A 20,856-nucleotide genomic window follows, 5' to 3' on the forward strand; every position below is an offset into this window, starting at 1 on the left:
TGTCGTGATGTGTTTTTTTGCGGTTTTTTACGGCTGTCTGACCATAAAAAAATCCCGTATTCCATGCTCCGGAATACAGGATTTGCTTAACTTTCTTCTTTGTTTGCGCCTAGCCGCTGCCCGCCATGGGCAGGGTCTGCATAGACGCGGCTGCCTCTTGCCCCGCTGGGCTGCTCAGTTCTTTGACGCCTGAAATCGGCATCCGCATGATCATCCGGGTTCCCCACTCGGGGCTGCTTTCCACAGTTACGCCGTAGTCCTCGCCGAACACCAGCTGAATCCGCCGGTGCACATTGGGTACGCCGATCCCGCCCGCGCTGCCCCGGTCCTCCTCGTCGGCAAGCCGGTTCTCGCTCAGCTTGGCGCGAAGCTCCTCAAGCCGCTCTGGGGCCATGCCGCAACCGTTGTCTTGAACGCTGACCCAGAAGGAATCTCCCTCTTCACCGGCATCAATGATGATCGTATGATGATCCTCCACCCCTTGCCTGAAAGCATGCTGGAACACATTTTCCACCAGCGGCTGAAGCGTGAGTCGGACCATCTTCCGCAGAAGCAGCTCCGGCCTTACCCGCACATCAATCTCGAACGTCCGGCCGATCCGGTGATTGATAATGACCATGAAGTACATGACGTGCTTGAGCTCATTCGCTACCGTGATCTCTTCCAGATTGGTCCGTACCGAATAGTGCAGCATATAAGACAGAGCCCCGACGATTTCCGTAATTTCGTCCGAGTCCTGAATAACCGCGTAACATACGACCGTTTCCAGTGTATTGTACAGGAAATGCGGGTTGATCTGCAGCTGGAGCGACTGGAACTCGGCCTTCTGCCGTTCGGCCTGCATTTCCTTGTTCCTCAGCTCCGCACGATACACCGTATCGACCATCTCCGATAAGCGGTTCACCATCAGGTTGTAGCGGATCATCAGCTCGGTAATTTCGTCCCGGTGCTTCGGAAGCGGAATGAACTTCCAGTTTCCCTTTTCCGTCTGGCTCATCCCCTTCATCAGCGTCCGGATCGGGGTAGTAATCGACTTGCCGAACCGGCTCGCCAGGAACAACGCCGTCAGGAACGTAATGACCGCAACGACGATAATGGAGCTGCGTATCGTGTTAAGCGGTTTTTGCAGCTGGCTGTACGGAATGGACACCACCAGATTCCACCCGGAGTATTCGGCTTTGCGGCTGATATATACCCGGTCCATTCCCTCCGACGAACTGCGGAACATCTCGGTGCCTGCCTCGCTGATTTGCTTGCCCAGGCTGGCCGGAACGATCGATCCTACCTTCGTCTGATCGTTGTGGTATTGAATCCTTCCTTCGCCGTCGACAATGAAAAAATAGCTGTCCTTCCCCAGATCAATCCCCTTCCACAGGGTGGACAGCTCCTCCGCCTTGACCTCGATCCCCACAAAACCTTTCATGTCCGTGGAACGAAGTCCGCGGATGCGGCGGATCAGCGTCATCATCGGCGTCTTTTCGCCCAAAATGCTGTAATTCATAATGGTCAACCGGCCGCTTTCATCCGTGTTCTCCTTAAAATATCGGATCTGTTTGGCAGTATCTTCCGGCTTAAAGGATGGTTCCGATCCGCCGTTATAATAATAGAGCGCATTCCCGGAATAACCGATGATGTATAGTGCTTCGATCTCGGGATTGCGGATCCACACCGGATCCACGATCGCATCCCGGATATCGGTCATGTAGCGGTAATTTTCGTACTCCTCCCGGTCAGCCGGCAGATCGATGTACCGTTTGACCCTGAGATCGGTCAGCAGCGCCACCATCGACCGCTGATAAGACGACAAATACAGATTGGTATGGTGTACGGCATTGTCCACGATTTGGACCATTTGGCTCTTTGCGCTTTTTTGCAGCTGCTTGGCTGAAATGCTGTAGAAGGCGATGCCAACCGCAGACAGGGAAAGAAGAATCACGATGGTAAAATACAAAAGCAGCTTCAGTCTCAGGGATACTCTCATCATTCAATGCCAAAGGAAGACCGGTACTCCGACGGGGATACGCCGACGAAATTTTTAAAGGTCTTCGTAAAATGGGGATAATCCTCGTACCCCACCTTGACCGCGATATCGGTGATCGTCAGGGTCGGTACGGCAAGCAGCCTGCGCGCTTCTTCCATCCGTTTTTTGATCCGGTAATGCACGAAGGTCTCCCCTGTCATTTTCTTGAAAAGAGCGCTGAAATAGGTCCTGGCGAGCCCCACCCGCTTGGCCACTTCCTCCAGTGTGATGTCCTCCGACAGATGCTGGTCGATAAAGGCTTTGGCCTCTTCGATCGGATCCTTGAAATTGCCTTTCCGTGTCAGCTGAAGCTCTTCGAGAATCCGGTCCATACTGGCGGTAAAAGCGATCATGACTTCCTTCTTCGTATTCGACGCGCCTTGTGTTCCCCGGCATCCGGAACGCGGCTTCCAGCCGCGGCTCTCCAGCCGTTCTGTGATCATGCCAAGGCAGTCGCTCAGCACCGCTTCCATGTTGATCACATTCAGCCCATCGAACAAGCCCGACCGTTCGCCCTCTTCGATGATGCGAATCGTTTCGTCCCGCTGCAGCAGCCAGATGCTCTGCTCGAGCTGATGCGCCCACTCCACATATTTTTGCACAGGAATAATGCTGCCGGTCATCCCTGATATCAGCTCCTTCAGCGTATCGTGTACGTCCTGCTGGGTCACCGGCTTCAACAAATAGCGCTTGACCCCGTACGCCATGGCCCGCTGTGCATACTGAAAGTCATTATAACCGGATATGACGACAACCTGGACATGACTGAATTCCCGGTGTATCCGTTCGCACAGCTCCAGTCCGTCCATCCGCTTCATCCGCAAATCCGTCAGCACCAGGTGCGGTTCCAGATTCCGGATCGTCTCGAAAGCGGTCTCCCCGTCATCGGCGGTATAAATCGCGGAGAAGGAAGCCGGATAACGCTGAACCATCTTCACCAATCCTTTTTGAATGACAGGCTCATCTTCCACAATTAAAACTCGCACTTGTATCAAACCCCTTCCTAGAGCGGATAGAAAAAGCGCAGCTGCATTATCGACAAGAGAAAGAAATGTCGCATCCCTATCGGTTGTGCTGGATCAGCACCCCCTGCTTGGCCCGGTACCTCGCCGTCGCTTCCTGAATAATTGCATTTCCGCCGCGTTCCCGGTACTCCCGGACGACCTTCGGCCAATCCGAGATCGGTTCCTTGCCGTAAATCATTTTGACCATATGGTCAACGATCACGGGCGGCGCCTGGTTCGGCCGCTCCGAAGCAAGATCGGGATAAGCGCTGAAGGACTCCAGCTCGGGAACAAAGACGATACTTCCCAGCCCTTCCTTCGGCAGCGTCACGTCCAAAGCATGAAGCAGATCCTTCCCGCCCGGCACCAGTTCCGTTCTGGCCCGGTTGATCGTCAGATCATGCGTCAGCCACAGCAGTTCGCGGAAGGTCTCCTCGTCCTGCTCCTCCCTCGTTTTCGGAAAATGATACGCGATCGTCCCATGGTCTTCCGTATAGGTGTCGCCCTCGATCCCGAACGAAAAAAAACGCTGAGCCTCGTCCGAGACCATCCAATCAAAAAATTGGAGAATACCGATCAATTTTTCCTTGGGCACATGCTTATTAATGTAGAACGAATTGATGACGGAGCTGTACAAGCCGTAGCCTTTCGTCCCTTCCGGTCCTTCCGGTGAGGGGATGATATCGATTTGCGCCCCGGGAACCGATGCCCTGAGCTTGGTGCGGAAGTCCAGCAATCCGGCGGCGTTCGCCGTCCAGCTTCCCACTCGGCCTGCTTCGATGTCATGGGTATATTCGGTTGACGAGACTGTCGCAAAATCCTCCGGGATGAGTCCCTCCATCAGCATCGTCCGGTATACCTGCAGCGCCTTCATCATATGCTTTTCATCCAAAAATTTCGGAACCACCTCACCGTTTCGGACTTCGAACTGGTAACCCAGCACGTCGTAGGCGCCAAAAATGACGTCTGCATACTTGAAGTTCTCCCGCATCTCATAGGGAATTTCGACTCCCAGCTTCTTGAAGGCGCGGAGCACGTCCAGAAATTCGTCTACGGTTCTCGGTATGTTAAGGCCCGTTTGTGCCAGCAGGTCCGATCGGATATACGTTGCCCGGCGCGACGGATTGCCGAGCCAGGCCGGAATTCCATAAATATGCCCCTCAAAGCTGGTTTCCTTCCAGGCTTCCGGCGGCACCGCTTTCCACAAATTCGGAGCATAAGTCTTGATCCAGTCGTCCAGCGGAAGGAACAGTCCCGCCTGGACCGATCCGGCCATGGCAGCCGAGCTTGCCCCGCCGATCATCTGCACGACATCCGGATAGGTATCTCCTGCAAGAATAACCGGCATGCGCCGGTCGAAATCTTTCAGCGAGATCAAAGAGATGAACAGCTTCGTATTTGTCAGCGCTTCCAATTGTTTGACCCAGCGGTCCTCGGATGGATCCGCCATATTCACCGCATAAGGGCTGGCACCGTTGGATATCGCCAAGCTGAAGGCCGTCGGCTGCGGAGAGGATTCTTTCACACCTTCCTGAGCCGGCTGCGGCGAAGGAGAGGCTAATCGGTCCTCACTTCCAGCCAGATAACAGAACAGGAGAATAACGGCTGCTGCCAGAACGAAATAAGCTGCTCTTTTCATGCCGTCTCTCCTCCCTGCATCCATTTGACTCCTGTTTGACTCGGCTTCGCTCTCCTGTTTTTAGCTGCGCGAAAAGCCAAATTCACTCACCAGTCCAACCCCTTGTCTGCCAGCCTATACTTGAGCGCCGCGCTAATAGCATAACACTGATGTTTAATATCTTATCACATTTCACATCTATGAAAACGTATACTTTTCTAGCTGTAAAAAGATAGTATCAGGCCTTGATCGACCCGATCAGCATCCCTTTGATAAAGTACTTCTGCAGGAACGGGTACACGATAATGATCGGTACGACGGAAACGACGATGACCGCCATTTGCACGCCAGCCGGAGAGATTTGGTTCACATTTTCAAGCAGGTTGCCGGCCTGACCGAGGTCATTGCTCAGAACGATCTCCCGGAGGCGAAGCTGCAGCGGGTAAAGCGCCCGGTTGTTGATAAAATACAGTGCCGACGAATACGAATTCCAGTGGGATACCGCATAGAACAGCCCCATGGTTGCCATGGCCGGTTTGGACAGCGGAAGAATGACGCTCCACATCGTGCGCAGCTCTCCTGCCCCGTCGATCCGGGCGCTGTCAATCAGCTCCGACGGAAGGGCGACGAAGAAGGAGCGCATGATGAACAGGTTGTACGCGCTGATCGCCGACGGAATGATCAAGGCCCATAACGAGTCAATCAGATGCAGGTTTTTGATCACCATGTAGTTAGGGATCAGCGGCGCCTGAAAGATCATCGTAATCAGTATAAAAATCAGCACGACTTTGCGCATCGAATACTCGGGTCTGGACAACGGATACGCCAGAGATGCGGTCAGGATCAAGTTGATCAGCGTCCCGACGACCGTGATGAATACGCTTACCATGAACGCACGCCAGATGGAGCTGTCACCCAAAATTACATGGTAGTTTGTCAGCGTCCAATCGACCGGGATCAGCTTAACCTTGCCCGCATTGATCGCCTGGCTGCTGCTGAACGACTTGGCGAGCACATGGAGAAGAGGGAACACCATCAAGCATCCGACCAGCGTCAAGAAAATATAGTTAAATCCGTCAAATAAGCTGCCTTTGTTTTTCATTGTGCCATCCTTCTCCTTTCTAGTATAGTCCTTCGCCCGAAGCCCGCTTGCTCAGCGTATTCCCGATCATAACAAGCACCAGTCCGACCACCGATTTGAAGAGGCCGATCGCCGTCGTGTAGCTGTACTGCTGATCAATGAGGCCGACCCGGTAAATGTAGGTGTCGAGGATGTCGCCCTTGCTTTCATTCAGCGAATTGACGAAGACGAATACGCGTTCGAAGCCGAAATCAAGGAAATTGCCGATATGGAGCAGGAACATAATGGTGATGGTCGGCAGGATGGCCGGGATCGTGATCGACAGGGTTTGTCTCCAGCGGCTGGCACCGTCGATGCGGGCGGCTTCATACAGCTCAGGATTGACGCTGGCCAGTGCGGCCAAATACACGATTGTGCCCCAGCCGCTGTCTTTCCAGATCCCCGTTCCGACCAGGATGCTCCGGATATACGAATCCTCGCCCAGAAAGTAAATCGATTTGAGTCCGAACGCGTTCAATACCTGGTTCACGATTCCAGTCGTCGGCGATAATATGCCGATCATGATCCCTCCGATAATGACCCAGGAGAGGAAGTGCGGCAGATAGACGACGGTTTGGAGAATCCGCTTGTACACGACTTTCCTCAGTTCGTTCAGGAGCAGCGCAAAGATAATCGGAACCGGAAAGGCAAAAATCAGGTCATAAAATCCGATCAGAACCGTATTTTCCAGAATCCGCAGAAACTCCGGGTAAGTGAACATCCGGCGGAACTGGTCGAGTCCGACCCATGGGCTGCCTGTAAATCCCTTGAAGATGTTGTAGTTTTGAAACGCCATGACGGACCCCAGCAGGGGCAGGTATTTAAACACGATAAAATAAATGATTCCAGGCAGTGAGATCAGGTACAGCGCCTTGTATTTGCGCAGATTGCTCATCCGCCTTTTTGGTGCGGGCAAGGCCGGACTGGAGGCTGAGATGGCGGCTGGCGCTTGTTCTGGCATAAATATCGCTCCTTTTTGTATAGATCGCTTCATCGCTAATGTTAATCTTTTTGTCCGGACCCTCGGAATGGGGATTTGTCGCTTCACTTGTGTTTTATTACGGTCGCGTTCATCCTTTGCGCGCCCGAATGCCGCAGCTTTCCCCAGCTGCCATGGTGATCACATATTCAAAACCGGAAGGGTCATCGTGGGACTTATCGTCTGAGGTACCGGCTTCCAAGTGACCGGCAACCGCCAGCTCCAAGGGGACGGGAGACCACAGGCGGCACAAACCCGCCTTGGAAGAGCGGATCGTCACCTCGTCAAGCGTCCCTCTACTCCAAGACAGACCTACGGTATACCCCCCTCTTGCCCGAAGGCCTTCAACACGGCCCGAGCGCCACGCCTTTGGCAGGGCCGGCAGCAGCCGGATTTCCCCCGCATGGGATTGCAGCAGCATTTCCGCCGCTCCCGCAGCTCCGCCAAAATTGCCGTCGATTTGAAAAGGCGGATGGCAGTCCAGCAAATTCGGATACGTGGAAACTGCAAACAGCTTCATCAGATGCCCGTAAGCCTCCTCCCCCATACCAAGCCGGGCATAGAAATTGACGATCCAGGCCCGGCTCCAGCCCGTATGGCCGCCGCCTGCGGCGAGGCGCCGCGCGAGCGTCCGCTCGGCAGCGGCCGCCAGCTCCGGCGTGCGCCGAACATCAATCAGCTCACCCGGATGCAGGGCGAACAGCTGCGAAATATGCCGGTGTCCGGGGTCGGCCTCCTCATCATCGCGCAGCCATTCCATAATTTGCCCGTGTTTACCAACAGCCGGGCGCGGAATGTGTTCGATCGTCTCCCGCAACTCGCCGAGAAACGCCTGATCCACCTCGCCGATGATCGCCGACGCTTCCAAGCAGGCGGACAGCAGCGTCAGCGCGATTTGTGAATCCATCGCCGGACCGATGCACAGGCTGCCGCTGCCGCCGTCCGGGAGAAGAAACCGGTTCTCCGGAGATACCGACGGTCCCGTAACCCGATAACCGTCCTCCTCGATCATGTAATCGAGAAGAAATAGCGCCGCTTCCTTCATCGCCGGGTATGCCCGTTCGGCAAGAAAAGCCGGATCACCTCCGAAACGGTAGTGCTCCCATAAATGGAGGCACAGCCACGCGGCGCCCATCGGCCACACCGTGCAGGTCATTAAAATCCCTTCCGGCCGGGTTTCAGCCCACAGATTCGTGTTGTGATGGGCAGTAAAGCCCCGGCAGCCGTACATCTCGCGAGCGGTAGCCCGTCCGTTAGGCAGCATCCGGTCGATCAGATCGAACAACGGTTCATGGCACTCGGGTAAATGGAGCACTTCAGCCGGCCAGTAATTCATTTGGACGTTGATGTTGATCGTATACTTGGATTCCCACGGCGGGGTATAACTGTCGTTCCAAATCCCCTGCAGATTGGCCGCTAAGGTGCCCGGCCGGGAGCAGGATATCAGCAAATAGCGCCCATATTGAACGTAGAGGGCCGCCAGACCGGGATCTTCAATCTCCGCTTCATTAGGCAGCAAATCGTTTCTGTTTCCTTCGCCGCTTTCATGTCCCAACGCATTCTGCAGCTGGAGCAGCCGCTGGTCTGTAGGAAGTGCGGCAAGCGGATTCCCGTCCGGCGTCAGATCGATCGCAAAGCGGCCGAACCGGGACGCGTACTCGTCTATATGCCGTTTCAGCAGCGTTTCAAACGGTTTGGCCGCCGCCTGCTCCAGCTGCTTCAGGCAAACCTCTGCCGGCTGCTTCACCCGAAACGTGCTGTGCGCCGCCAACAGCAGGGTCACGGCATCCGCTCCTTCGATCGAAAGGTAATCACCGATAACCCGCTGCCGTCCTCCCTGAATTACGGCACGAAAGGCTGCACTAAACCGGACGCCGTCCGTTCCGCATTCCCCGTCCATGACGATGGCTCCCGAAGGGTCGGTCCGGCAGCCATAATCGAGCGGACGGCGCATGAGATTGACGGCCAGCGTAAGCTGTCCCGGCTGGTCCGCGGTCAATCGGATGACCAGAACCCCATCCGGTTCGGTGGCGAAATAGCTCCGCCGATACCGGACGCCCTTGTGCCGGTATCGAACGTCCACAACGGCTTGCTCCAAATCCAGCTGCCGCTCGTAGTCTTCCGCAGGCCCTTCCTGATCAAGGAATTTGATCATCAGATCCCCTAGAGGCTGGTATGGCTGCTCATATTTAGGGGAAGCCGTCATCGCCATTCTCGCCAAGTGCTCCGCCTCTGCCTGCTTTCCTTCCTTAAGCAGCGTCCGGATCTCAGCCAAATAGGGCTGGGACCGGGGATTGGCCGCCCGTCCCGGACCGCCGTACCAAATCGAATCCTCATTGAGCTGGACTTTTTCCAACCCCGGCGTGCCGAACACCATTGCACCCAGCCGCCCGTTCCCTATGGGAAGCGCTTCGTTCCACCCGGCTGCCGGCCGGGTGTACCATAATCGAAGGTCCTTCGTAGTTGCAGACGTATGCTCTTGCAAGCTGACATCCTGTTTGACCACATGCTTCACCTCTCCTCATCCTCCGGCTTTTGCTGCAGACACATCTATTTGGGTATACCCACCTCAAAAATGATCGCTTTCATCGGCACATCCCCGTCATTCCGTAGGCCGTGCCTCCACCAAGGCTTGTTCAGGACGATGTCCCCGGCTTCCACCCGGTACGTTCTTCCGTTCACCGTCATCAACCCGCTACCTTCAAGCAGAATATACAGTTCTTCATCCTCACGATGACCATGGAGGCCGATGGATGACCCCGGCGGGATGACCGTGTAATGCAAAAATTTCAGCGGCGTATCGAAATCGCCGCTCCCTAACAGCTTGCTGCCATGCACCAAGCCTTCCCCCCCATGGCTCACGGAGGCTGTAAGTTCGGCCCGAAGAAAATTGCGGATGACGGCCGGCCCATATCCCCAGCTGTCCGAAGGATCCACAGGGACACCTGTCCTGAGAGACCTTCTCGTGTAATCCGCCAAAGCCTGATTTTTTAAATAATCCCTGGCATTCGTTTCACCCGGGCGGTGCTCCTCCAGTGACCGCAAAAACTCGGTGAACGGTCCCGGGGCGTCTACATCACTAAAATCCTCCATCCGCCGGACGCCATCCGCCGTCACGAGCTCGAGCACGCCGCCCGCAAAGGTCAAGCTGCCCAGCGATCCCTCGATCCGCCAATCGCCGGCCCACTGCGTTTCCCGCCCCTGGCTGGTCAAGGAACAGCGAAACGAGGCCTGGATTCCGGCCTGCAGGTCCATAACAATATGAAACACATGCCTGCGTGAAGCATACAGCCTGCTCACTTCGCGGCCGGACAAATACCGCAGCAGGTCAAAATGGTGAATGATGACTTCTTCCAGCACCTCGTCCCGTTCCAGCGTTATTTTTTGGCGCTGCCTGAAAAAATCGCATTCCATAGACCGCAGCTCACCGATCGCCCCTTCGTCCAGGAGCTGCTTCAGCTTCCGGACCGCTGGAAAAGTCCGGTAGTTTTCCGCGATCATAAACGGAATTTGCTCCTGTTCAGCACGCTGCACCATCGCGGCGGCATCCTCATAATTGTCAGCGATCGGTTTTTCGCAAAATACCGGCAGTTTATGATCGAACGCCAGCTCGTTAATGCGCTTGTGAACCTCCCTTGGGGTAACGTTGATCAATAGATCTGGCCGCTCCCTCTCGATGGCTTCCCGCACATTTTCGTAAAAAGGGATTCCATCTGCCTCTACCGCCTTCCTTTTACCAGAGTCTGTATCTGCAACGGCGAGTTCTATATCCGCATACTGGGACCGGAGCTTCCGGTACCAGCCGCCTCCAAAACCTCCCAACCCAACGAGAAGCGCTTTCATAATTTGGCCTCCTTTTATTGAACAGCATCTTTCAGATTTATTCCGTTCACTGCGTGATTCCAGCCTCCATGCTACTCCTGATCCGCCTGTCTCTCCATGGCATAGATTCCTGGCGGTTGTGTTTTTTTATGCTTACATAAAAAAGAACCATGATTCCGCCCGCCGTACTCAAAAGAGAATAGGATGGGAATCATGGCTTCATCGTCTGGCATCATTCAACAAATTGTGGATGCTACTCAGTCGGAACTAGCTGTTGGTTACTTTTGTATGTTGTTCAGCGCTTTTTTGCCCAGCCGCTCCTGCAGCTGCTGCTTATACAGGCTCTCAACGGTCACATGCTGGCCGTAATTGTCCCAGTATCCGTCGCTGCGCGGACGGGGATCATAGTCGCTCGGAACCAGTCCGGGCACCTTCTCGCCGACATGTCCGATGGCATAGTTCTGTGCTGTCGGCGGCTGTTGGGAGGTGAGCTCTCCTTCCGTGTTCCAGCTCACATAGTTGGCCCCGGCCCAGCCATGGCCGCTGCCGAGCCAAGCTCTGTCCCGGATGGAAATCGGAGCCTTGATGTTGTCGAACAGTCCGCCTACGGACCAACGGTGATGCGGTTCGCTGGTGTTATAATTCTTGACCGCCTCACCATCCAGAAACACGTTTGGCCCCTGCACCCTGCTGTCAACGACAAACGCATGCCGCGCGGTCTCCGTGTAGATCCGTTGCACAAAATTCAGCTGGCCCATCTGATGGATCACGTACCGGCGGCCGCCGGTGATGATGCTGACCATGTCGTACATCTTACTGTCCTGAACGGTGATCCATTTGGAGTTGCGGCTCATCTGAACGAGAGAGTACGACAGATGATACCCCGTCACATCCCGGACCCAGCCGTTTTTAACACTGTTAAACACGACAAAGCGCTCGGCATGCTTCTCGTCCGCATAATACGGGTCGGTCGTATCGTTATCCATGACGGTATCGGTGACGCTCGGATCGAAGTCCGAATCCACCCGCATATTTTCGACGCCTACCTGCTGAATGCGTGCCTCATCCGTGTATTTGTAGATTTCACCGCCGCCCCACTGGCGCTCGATCGCGCTTGCCAGCGGCGCATCGACCGTAATCGAATTGCCGACGACGGCCGTGATGACCCGGTCAAAATCCAGGTTGAACGGAGACCACTGGGTTGCCGTGCCGCCCGGACGATTGTAAATGTAATCCATGCCGATCGCATGAATCCAGTTTTTATCCCCGATCCGGCGGACGACGATTTGGTCGCCTACATGATAGGCACTGGCGTCTTCCACATGAAAGGTTCGCGCACCCGATGGCACGTACAGATCGGAGATCGTCTGCTTAGATCCACTGTCCAAAGTAAGGCCGACATTCTCCCCGATTTCGATCAAATTGCGCGGATTGGCCCCGGTGCCATAAATAAGCGTCCCGTTTTCGTCCTGACCCATACCCCGCAGCACGATTCCGCTGGCTTTTACGGTCAGTGTGCCGCCGACGTCATATCTGCCTTTTTTCAGCAGGACCGTGCCGCGGAACCCATCCTTTCCGAGCGGAAGCCGGGCCACCTCGTCGATCGCCGCCTGGATGCGTGCGGTATCATCTCCCTCTCCCGGAGATACGGTGGCTTTTACATGCACGTTCGGTATCTTTACACCGCCGCCCATATAGCCGGCATTCGAGAAGTCGAGAATTTGGTTGCCGCGGTAATCGCCGACGTATACCATTTTCCCGTCTTTACCCCGGAAAGCGATTTGGCTTTGTCCCGCAGGAACGCTTTTGGGATCAAGTACGGTAAAATAATATGATTCGTACACCGGTTCCTTGCCGCTCTGTTCAATCGTCAACCGCAGCTGATAGGACCCTTGCCGGTCCGCTTTCCCTACAGGCGTCCATTCCACCGCTTCTCCTTTAGTCAACGCTGTCTTTGGCAAGGCATCAACTGTCTCGTTTCCGTTATAAATCAATTCGCCTGTGACATTTCCGTTTACGGTAGGCGTCAGGGACACGGTCGGATAAACGTCCTGCGGTTCGATAACGGCCGGCTGTCCGATTTCCGTCTTCATCCGCGGATGCGTCAGCTTGGAGTTGACGACATAGGCTTCACCTTGAAAAGCTGCGGGATCATCAACGACCACCCATAGGTCGCTTGTCTTCAAATCTTCCGTTGTATGTACGACCGCCTGCATCAGCGAAGCCCCGATCTGGTTCGCCGTCACGGTTCCCGAAGGGGATACGGACACGTCCATGGTGGAAGATTTAAAGGTTTTCGCCACTTCACTTAAATCCACGAAGCTGCCGGATTTCAGTTCACCTTTCAAAAACAGCGCTGCTTCTTCTCCTTTGTTCAGCCGGATTTCGCTGTTGTTCGGGTATTCCTTTCCGGCCGCATCGGTAAAATAGATCCGCTGAAGGTCCGCCGGTGCCGGTGCCTCCGAACTGTTATACACGGACAGCTCGGACAGCTGCACGTTCAGGTCTTTGCTGAGATTCAGGCTCAGCTTCAAATACCGTGCGCTGACCGCCTCAAAGCTGGCGGTTTCCGATGCGCTTAAATCTTTGTTTTTGCTGAATGCTTCATTCCAATTGGTCTGGTCGTTCGAATAGAGCAGCCGGTAATCCTTCAGATTGTCTGCCCGGTTCAGGTTGAACATCACCTTGTTGAAGGTTTCCTCCTTACCCAAGTCGATGGAAAGCCACACGTTCATATCATCCTTTCTGTCGGCGGCTAATGGCTGCCATACGGTTTCGCCTTTGCCGTCCACCGCGTTCGCTGCGCTGCCCGAGCTTGCCGTCGCCGTACTGCCAACCGCCAAGTTCACGTCCCCGTCTGCAGCAGCGTCAACTGCCTGCTTCCCCCCGGCCATTGCCGCTTGGGAGCAGATCATCAATACGATCAGACTTGCGCTGACCTTTTTCCTCCAACCCGTCAAATTATATCCCACCTTTCTTGTTTTGAAATCGCTTACATAATAACAAGGCTCTTCACCGTTTAACATGTCGTTTTTATCGATCGGTTTGTGTTTTCTTATTCCTTCCTCCAAACAGACAAAGACGGCGCCCGGCCAACATGTGAACCATGCTTCCGGAACCGCCGTCTATTGATGACTTCATACTATTTATCAAATCTCACCGTGAAGGCGACAATCCACCCTTCTTACCGGGAAAATCGTCCAGCTTCGCTTACAGCTTAATCCCCATGTCAGCTATGCTTGGATACAACCTGCTCGTAAACGCTCTTCGGCCGAAGACCAACCAGCTTCTCGACAGCCTCACCATCGCGGAACACGATGACCGTCGGAACGGACATCACCTGATATTGGCTGGCGGTAGCAGGAGACTCATCGCAGTCCACCTTCAAAAAATGCACCTGATCCCCCATCTCTTCAGACAATTCATCCAGCATGGGGAGCAGCTTCTTGCAGGGAGGGCACCATACCGCTCCAAATTCCACCAATGTGGTTCCCTGGGCTCTTATTTGCGACGCAAACGTCGTATCGTTAACCGCTTGAATACTCATTTAACCTTCCTCCTGACCGGATAGGGATCGTTCGAGCAGGATGGAATCGATGCGCTCGGTCAAATTGGCCCGGATGCTGGTCAGCACCTGAATCTGTTTATCGATCTCCTGAAGCTTTTGCTGGTAGATCGGCAGCACATCTTTACAAAAGGCTTCTTTATTCTGCAAGACACACTGCAAGATTCCGGATATTTCGTCTGTAGACAATCCAAGGTTCAAATACAGCTGAATGGCCTGCACCTGCTCGACCGCAAACGGGGTATATTCCCTGTACCCGTTCTCCTTTCGCAGCGGCGTAAGCAGCCCCTTTTGTTCGTAGTAACGAAGGGAGCGAATGCTAACACCGGTCCGCTCCGCCAATTCTCCAATGTTCAAGGCCCCATCTCCTCCTTCCTGCCCGGTTGGTCTTTATTGTAAACCCTGACACTAATGTGAGGGTCAAGAGGCCGGCCAATTAATTTTTTATAAAAAGCTTTCGTATGCGTTCGGAAAATTCCTGTAAATTAATGTTCAACGGATCGAGATGGTTATAAGCCGTCTTCACGGCTTCAATCAGCCATAAGGGAATCCTTTTGCCTTCCAGCAGCGGATACACGTTGTCATACGCCCATTCCAGATGCTCCCACCGCTTATCGTTTCCGCTCTGAACATATTCAGACACGTCAATGACTTTCCCGCGCCCGTCCTGAAGCAGCACATTTTTCAGATGAATGTCCCTTGGGTTAAGCCCTTTGCTCCTTACAAATACACGAGCGGCATCCACGTCGTCGATGACCTGCCTTGGCACCGGGATCCCATACAGGAGGCAATCATACAGAGTCATACCTTCTTCCCGGCTGATGACGACATAGCGTTCTCCTGACCCGTAAAACACAGGAAAAAACGGACTGTCTTCCAGCCGGCTGTAGACATGAATTTCCGCCTGCTTCTTTGGAAGCGCAGCTTCCGTGTATAGCTTATATGCATACGCTGGAAGCGGTTCGTATACAAACACAGCCGCGTCGGTTCCGATGCCGATACAGACTAAATCCTCCGATTCACCGGTTATCGCCACCGGCTCGTTGCTGCCTTGTTTCAACACTTCGATTCGGGATAGAGCATGTTCGGCCTGCTTCCACTCTTCACTGTTGTTCATTGTTCGACCGCCCCCTGCGAGCTTAGGTTTTACTTATTCTACTGTATTTGAGCCGGGTAATCCAAGTGAATGGCAGCTCGTTGGTTACAGCCAGGATTTCGCTCCCTCTGTAATATAAAACCACCGCCCCTAAGTAGATGAAGGATGCGGTGGTTCTGCATTCAATGGCTTTGAAATGATGAATGATGATAGCAGGTTACGTATTATACCTTACTTTTTATCGATTTTGACGTTGAACGAAGATCCGGCGTCTCCTGCGAAAACAACGGTTCCGTCCTTAGGCAGGACAACTTGGTTAGATCCGCTGACTTCACTCATATTTACGAGCTTGCCTTCGGCGTCATAAACGACGAATCCTCCTTCAACCGGAAGCTTCACCGTCATCGTTTTTCCGGCGGCTTGCTTCGGAACCGTGAACCATCTTGCATAACCATCGGCCTTGATGCTGACGGTCGATTGTTTGCCATGGTACAGCGGCTTCACCAGATCTTCGCTGACGAACACGCTGCCCGCGGCTTCCAGGTATTCGGCCCCGTCTTTTTTATAGAAGCTGTATTCCGACGTGTCCCGGCCGCCCATGCCCGGAACCTGAAGAACGCTGGCTGCCGTATTCGGTCCGGTAATTTTTTTGTCGTTCAAATACCCTTGGAAATCTTGGGCCCGCTTGATCTCCAGCGTAGGCTTCATCAAATACATGACCGACGTGTATTTTTCGTTCACCGGATAATAGGTTTTACCTTCACGCTGATCCCAAGCTTTGGCCGCGTCTTTCGTCAGCGGGTTGCTGTCCAGCTTTTGAGCCAGATAATGGGACAACGCGATTTGCCCAAGCTCAGGAACGCTGCTGTATTCCTGGACCCATAGGTAAGTCAAGCCATTCTTTTCCTTCACAATGCTGACTTTCGCGGTACCCGCTTCGTTCACGAACGTTCCGTCCGAAGTGTACACATATTTCTCCGCAGGATACTCAGGTACATTCGGAACTGTGACGGACATCATTCCATCCTTCAAATCAACCTTGACCAGTTGATTGGTCGAGCCGTAATATCCGGCTTCCTTCTTCAGATCTTCCGGCATGCTGGACGGAACCGGTTTACCGAACGATTTGTCCGGCTTAATCTCTTTGATCGTCCCTTTTTCTTTCAGCGCTTCCAGCAGGATTTGTGTCGCAAGGAGCTGGTTCGTCGAGCTGCTTCCGCCTGATGATACGACAGCCGCAGCCATATTCTGTTCCGGAAGGGCGATCAGCGAAGCGTGGTACAGAATCGTGTCCCCGCCTTTAACCATTGCTTTGATGCCATAGTCGTTAAACGGATACAGCCTAACGCTGTCCCAGCCCAGGCCGTAATCAAAGGAATTGTCCGCATCTTTTGGCCACAATCCTTTTTTGTATTCAGGCTGACCCATAGCTTCCACCGACTTGGCGGACAGGATGCCCTGCTGTTGTCCGGTAAAGATTTGCGAGAACCGCGCCAAATCCTCCGCTGTGGAATAAATGCCTCCCGTTCCGATCACGTTCACCGTTTCGTTCGGCAGCTGCTGCTGAATGCCCGGATAATAGAGACCTGCCGTTTGGGAAGGATCCACCATATCCTGCGAAGTTTTGGTATTCTTCATGTCCAGCGGTCCGGTGAAATATTGATGAACGAAGGCAGTAAATTTCATCCCGCTTACACGTTCCACCAAGATCTCTGCCAGCGTAAAGCCGTCGTTGCAATACACCGAGAAAGCGCCCGGATCGGCCTTTAAGCTTTGTTTGGACAGCTGCTCAAGCAGAGTGTCGTGCGCATAAGGGTCCGAGTCTTCAAACAAAAACGCATTATTCAGGCTGGAACCTTGAATCCCGGAGGAATGGTTCAGCAGCATGCGCGGGGTAATTTGCTTGTAACGCTCATCCTTCATTTTGAATTCCGGTATGTACTGTACAAGCGGGGTATCCAGGTTGATTTTCCCCTCGTCAACCAGTTTCATGACGGCGGCGGTCGTAAACATTTTACTCGTTGAGCCGATGCCGTACATCGTGCCGCTCGTTAGCGGAACCTTGCCCCCTTGATCATTCGTTCCGGTTTGGCCGGAAACTTGAATCTTCCCTTGGTCGATGAGCGCGTACTGCACGCTGATCGTCCCGTACTGCTTCGTGAGCAGTTCCGCTTTCTCTGCGGCGATTTGTTTAAGCCCTTTGGCGGCTGGAACCGTCGCTTCCGTGCCAGACGCCATCGCTGCGGTCGGAACCAGCGGGGTCAATGTCAGTGCGGCGGCCAGAAGCCATGCCATCCTTTTTTTCATGAATGAACCTCCTTTTGTTGGACTATTCGGTACTACGTTCATCACCCCGAATTTGGTTCAGTTTTCCAACAAAAAGGGAACATCGTCTCATACTGCGGTTCGACATAGGACCAACTATCTAGCTTGCGCTAACTCGAAAAGGCAGCCATCTTGGTGGATGGCTGCCTCAAACCGTACTTTTGTGACGATGGGTTCCGTTGACCTTCCAATCAATATACCCGAATCTCCACGAGTTCGGCGGCAGGGGCACCGTTCGTTTCTTCGATCACGAGGCGCAGCACGTCGGCGGAGATACGCTCATTCAAAGCGATCCGATTGCTTCTTCGTCGATTATTCTGAACACTGGCGATCGTGCCCCATTCCCCACGGATGCATGCCTCGATCCGGTATGACTTGACCAGTTCAGGGATGATTTCGAACGGTGTACGGTGATGATGCAGATTAATCAGGTCTTCATTGACGTCATCGTTCCATGTCAGCCGCACCTCCTGCAGCGTGATTTCACTCTCCCATGTCAACTGCAGCCATGCCTCGTCTTCCGGCCCAATCGGATCCGACGCCCACAGATTGGGTCCGCCGAACGGCCGCTTGTATCCGCCAATCGCCTTGGCCGGCGAATAGGCAGCGGTCTTACCCAGAACCTTGAAGCAGAACGGCTGCCGGACCAGCGCCTTCATGCTCCAGGCCACGACGGGCTGATTCTCGTCATGGTCCTCCAAATCAGCTGAAGCGTTAGGCACCGCCCCCTTCTCAAATGCGAGAACGCCGGTAAGGGGTTCAGCCGCCCGGTACAGGCTGATGTCCGGATTCCCGCGGATGATGACAAAAGCATTCTGCGGCGTGTCCGGTGCCCAAGCCAGCGGAAGGGATATCCACTGCGCTTCACCCTTGGAAACAGCTGCTTCGGCTTCAGCCACCTTTGTGCCGGGCACGTAGTTTTCCGGACGGCCGGTGTCCCACAACTCCACGGTCAGCTGTGTATCCCCGCTCGCGTCTACGAGCAGCTCCAGTCCCTGCATCGCCGGCTCCACCGGAAACAAAATTGCGGCATCCCGCTCCAGCCGGTAGGCTGAATGCGGTTTGGTGACGCCGATGCTGCCGCGGACCGACGAGGCCGATACCTTCGCCTGGCGGGCGAGGTCGCGGTCGTCTTCATGCCGCAGGCCGATGACTGCCGCGTCCTGGCGCAGCAGCGTCTGCTGCAGCTCGTGCAGATGCGAGCGGTAAATGGCCCGCGGCGGCACGCCCTTCGCCGCGCAGAGCGCAGCGGCGGTTCCGGCCGCTTCCCCCATCACCGCGCATGTAGCCATGACGCGCGTTGTGCCAAAAGCCACGTGGGAAGCGCTGATGTTGCGGCCGGCGAACAGCAGGTTGGAGACGTTCGCCGAATACAGGCTGCGGAACGGAATATGGTAGATGCTGTCCGCGTGCATATGCTTGGAGCCGCTGGCTTCGGCATACATCCCCTGCGGCGGGTGCAGATCGATGGACCAGCCGCCGAAGGCGATGCGGTCAGGGAACGGTTCCTGCGCGATGATGTCATTCTGGTTCAGCACATAGTCGCCGACAAAGCGGCGATATTCCCTTTTTCCCGGAATGGAACCGACCCATTCCAGCGTCATGGCGTCGGCATCAAACCGCCCTGAATTTTTAATATAATCCCAGATCCCATAGATAACCGACCATAGTTCATCCCGGATGACCTCGTTGTCATGGACCGTGTCCAGTTCGCCTCCCCACTCGATCCACCAGTAATGGCAGCCCGAGTCGCCGCTGCGGATGACCCGCTTGATCGGAATCGGCGTCTGCGTAATGTCCTTGGCGAAAGAAGGCGGTACGAACCGGACGGGATGACCCGCGTCCTTCGTGTAAAACAACAGCGTACTGCCCAAGGTGATACCGTCCGCCTCCTCCGGCGCCCACGCTTCCCCGTATTCACGGGAGGCTTCCCGGCCGATCCGGCAGCGGGCGCCCGCCATAAAGCCGACGAGACCGTCGCCGGTACAATCGAGAAAGACCGGGCTTTCCATGCGGATGCGCCGCTCGGAGCCCATCATCCAGCCGGTCACCGACCGGATCGTCCGGTTCTCCTCCGGACCGTCCGCCTCAACTTCATGCACATCGGTGTTCAGCAGCAGCGTAATGTTCGGCTCCGCCCGCACCGCTTCCAGGATCACCAAATCCCACAGGTACGGATTGCCTTCCGGATTGCGGTACTGGTTCTCGACGAACAGTTCGCCCATGATGCCGGTCTCCCTAGCGTACCGGTTAATGCCGTGCGCGGTCGCCCCGCACACCCACACCCGCACCTCACTGCTTGAATTGCCGCCGAGTACCGGGCGGTTGTTCACAAGCACGACCTGGCTGCCGAGCCTTGCCGCCGCAATAGCGGCACATACGCCGGCCAGCCCGCCGCCAATGACGGTTACGTCGCTTCGTATCGTCTCGGTTTTCATCCTCTCACCCTTTCACCGCAGAGTTGGTCAACCCTTGAATAATGTAGCGCTGGCCGATCGCAAACACGACGATCATCGGGATAATGCCTGCAGACGCCGCGGCCATCATGCCGTTGTAGTCCACCGTATTTTCCAGGATAAAGTTCTGAAGTCCAAGCGGAATGGTGTACAGCCGCTCGTCGATCAAAAAGACCAGCGCGTTCTCGTAATCGTTCCACTGCCAGGAGAAATCGATAATGGCCAAGGTAGCCAGCGCCGGTTTGGCGAGAGGCAGTATGAGCCGGAAGAAGATCCGGAAATGCCCCGCCCCGTCGATAAAAGCCGACTCGGAAATCTCATGGGGAATGGACAGGAAGAACTGGCGCAGCATGAATACACCGAAAATCGTAAACAGGCCGGGCAGAATCAGTGCGAGATGCGTATTATAAATGCCGGCCCATTCAAACATGATGAACTTGGGCACGAACAGGACCTGCGGGGGAATCATCATCATGGATAAATATAGCATGAACAGCGCGTTCCTTCCCTTGAATTCGATCCGGGCAAAACCGTAAGCCGCAAACGCGGACAGGAACGTGGCGCCCGCCATGCCGATCAGGGCGATTTTTAGCGAATTCAGGTAGTAAGTACCGAAGCTTTTCGGTCCGGTCCACACCTTGAGGTGGTGTTCCCATGTCGGATGCGCGGGAATCCACTCAATCGGGTATTTGAATACTTCGGTCGGTGTTTTCAAAGACGTGCTGATCATCCACAGAAAAGGCATAACCATCACGATGGCCAGCGCCAGCATGATCAGCGTCACCAGCAGCCTGCCCGGCGTGCCGGCCAGCAGTCGTTTTTGGAGTTCCATGATGCTTCAGGCCTCTCTT

The 20,856-nt window shown here is 54.7% G+C and carries 14 protein-coding genes; all 14 read right to left on the minus strand.

The features are described from left to right. Nucleotides 1-109: 109 nt before the first annotated feature. On the minus strand, nucleotides 110-1,984 hold the full coding sequence (locus K2F33_RS25150) for a cache domain-containing sensor histidine kinase (RefSeq protein ID WP_089547100.1): 1,875 nt from the start codon (nucleotides 1,982-1,984) through the stop codon (nucleotides 110-112). Then, nucleotides 1,981-3,006, minus strand: a complete 1,026-nt coding sequence (locus tag K2F33_RS25155) for a response regulator transcription factor (protein ID WP_212968681.1) — start codon at nucleotides 3,004-3,006, stop codon at nucleotides 1,981-1,983. The genes K2F33_RS25150 and K2F33_RS25155 overlap by 4 nt, the downstream gene beginning before the upstream one ends. 76 nt (nucleotides 3,007-3,082) lie before the next feature. Continuing rightward, nucleotides 3,083-4,663, minus strand: coding sequence for an extracellular solute-binding protein (locus K2F33_RS25160; protein ID WP_089547098.1), 1,581 nt, complete (start codon nucleotides 4,661-4,663; stop codon nucleotides 3,083-3,085). A 217-nt stretch (nucleotides 4,664-4,880) separates the two neighbouring features. Continuing rightward, complete coding sequence (locus K2F33_RS25165) at nucleotides 4,881-5,744, minus strand: carbohydrate ABC transporter permease (RefSeq protein WP_076166310.1); 864 nt, start codon at nucleotides 5,742-5,744, stop codon at nucleotides 4,881-4,883. A 19-nt stretch (nucleotides 5,745-5,763) separates the two neighbouring features. Continuing rightward, nucleotides 5,764-6,723 (minus strand): ABC transporter permease, encoded by a 960-nt coding sequence (locus tag K2F33_RS25170; protein WP_084203699.1) that lies wholly within the window; start codon nucleotides 6,721-6,723, stop codon nucleotides 5,764-5,766. Between the two features lie 109 nt (nucleotides 6,724-6,832). Continuing rightward, the gene (locus K2F33_RS25175) at nucleotides 6,833-9,247 is read right to left on the minus strand and encodes a glycoside hydrolase family 95 protein (RefSeq protein ID WP_263879354.1); all 2,415 of its coding nucleotides are present in this window, start codon (nucleotides 9,245-9,247) and stop codon (nucleotides 6,833-6,835) included. 44 nt (nucleotides 9,248-9,291) lie between these two features. After that, nucleotides 9,292-10,584 (minus strand): cupin domain-containing protein, encoded by a 1,293-nt coding sequence (locus K2F33_RS25180; protein ID WP_263879357.1) that lies wholly within the window; start codon nucleotides 10,582-10,584, stop codon nucleotides 9,292-9,294. Between the two features lie 257 nt (nucleotides 10,585-10,841). Next, on the minus strand, nucleotides 10,842-13,523 hold the full coding sequence (locus K2F33_RS25185) for a discoidin domain-containing protein (RefSeq protein WP_263879358.1): 2,682 nt from the start codon (nucleotides 13,521-13,523) through the stop codon (nucleotides 10,842-10,844). A 269-nt stretch (nucleotides 13,524-13,792) separates the two neighbouring features. Next, entirely contained in the window at nucleotides 13,793-14,110 is a 318-nt protein-coding gene (trxA, locus tag K2F33_RS25190) for a thioredoxin (RefSeq protein ID WP_192714358.1), read from the minus strand. Further along, nucleotides 14,111-14,485, minus strand: a complete 375-nt coding sequence (locus K2F33_RS25195; protein ID WP_076166323.1) for a MerR family transcriptional regulator — start codon at nucleotides 14,483-14,485, stop codon at nucleotides 14,111-14,113. A gap of 79 nt (nucleotides 14,486-14,564) precedes the next feature. After that, nucleotides 14,565-15,245, minus strand: coding sequence for a serine/threonine protein kinase (locus K2F33_RS25200; RefSeq protein ID WP_076166325.1), 681 nt, complete (start codon nucleotides 15,243-15,245; stop codon nucleotides 14,565-14,567). A gap of 210 nt (nucleotides 15,246-15,455) precedes the next feature. Further along, on the minus strand, nucleotides 15,456-17,531 hold the full coding sequence (locus K2F33_RS25205; protein ID WP_263879363.1) for a serine hydrolase domain-containing protein: 2,076 nt from the start codon (nucleotides 17,529-17,531) through the stop codon (nucleotides 15,456-15,458). 209 nt (nucleotides 17,532-17,740) lie between these two features. After that, complete coding sequence (locus K2F33_RS25210; protein ID WP_263879365.1) at nucleotides 17,741-19,987, minus strand: FAD-dependent oxidoreductase; 2,247 nt, start codon at nucleotides 19,985-19,987, stop codon at nucleotides 17,741-17,743. A 4-nt stretch (nucleotides 19,988-19,991) separates the two neighbouring features. Then, the gene (locus K2F33_RS25215; RefSeq protein WP_076166330.1) at nucleotides 19,992-20,837 is read right to left on the minus strand and encodes a carbohydrate ABC transporter permease; all 846 of its coding nucleotides are present in this window, start codon (nucleotides 20,835-20,837) and stop codon (nucleotides 19,992-19,994) included. Nucleotides 20,838-20,856 lie beyond the last annotated feature (19 nt).

This window comes from Paenibacillus sp. PSB04 (assembly GCF_025809195.1).
In the GTDB taxonomy this organism is placed as follows: Bacteria; Bacillota; Bacilli; order Paenibacillales; family Paenibacillaceae; genus Paenibacillus_AQ; species Paenibacillus_AQ favisporus.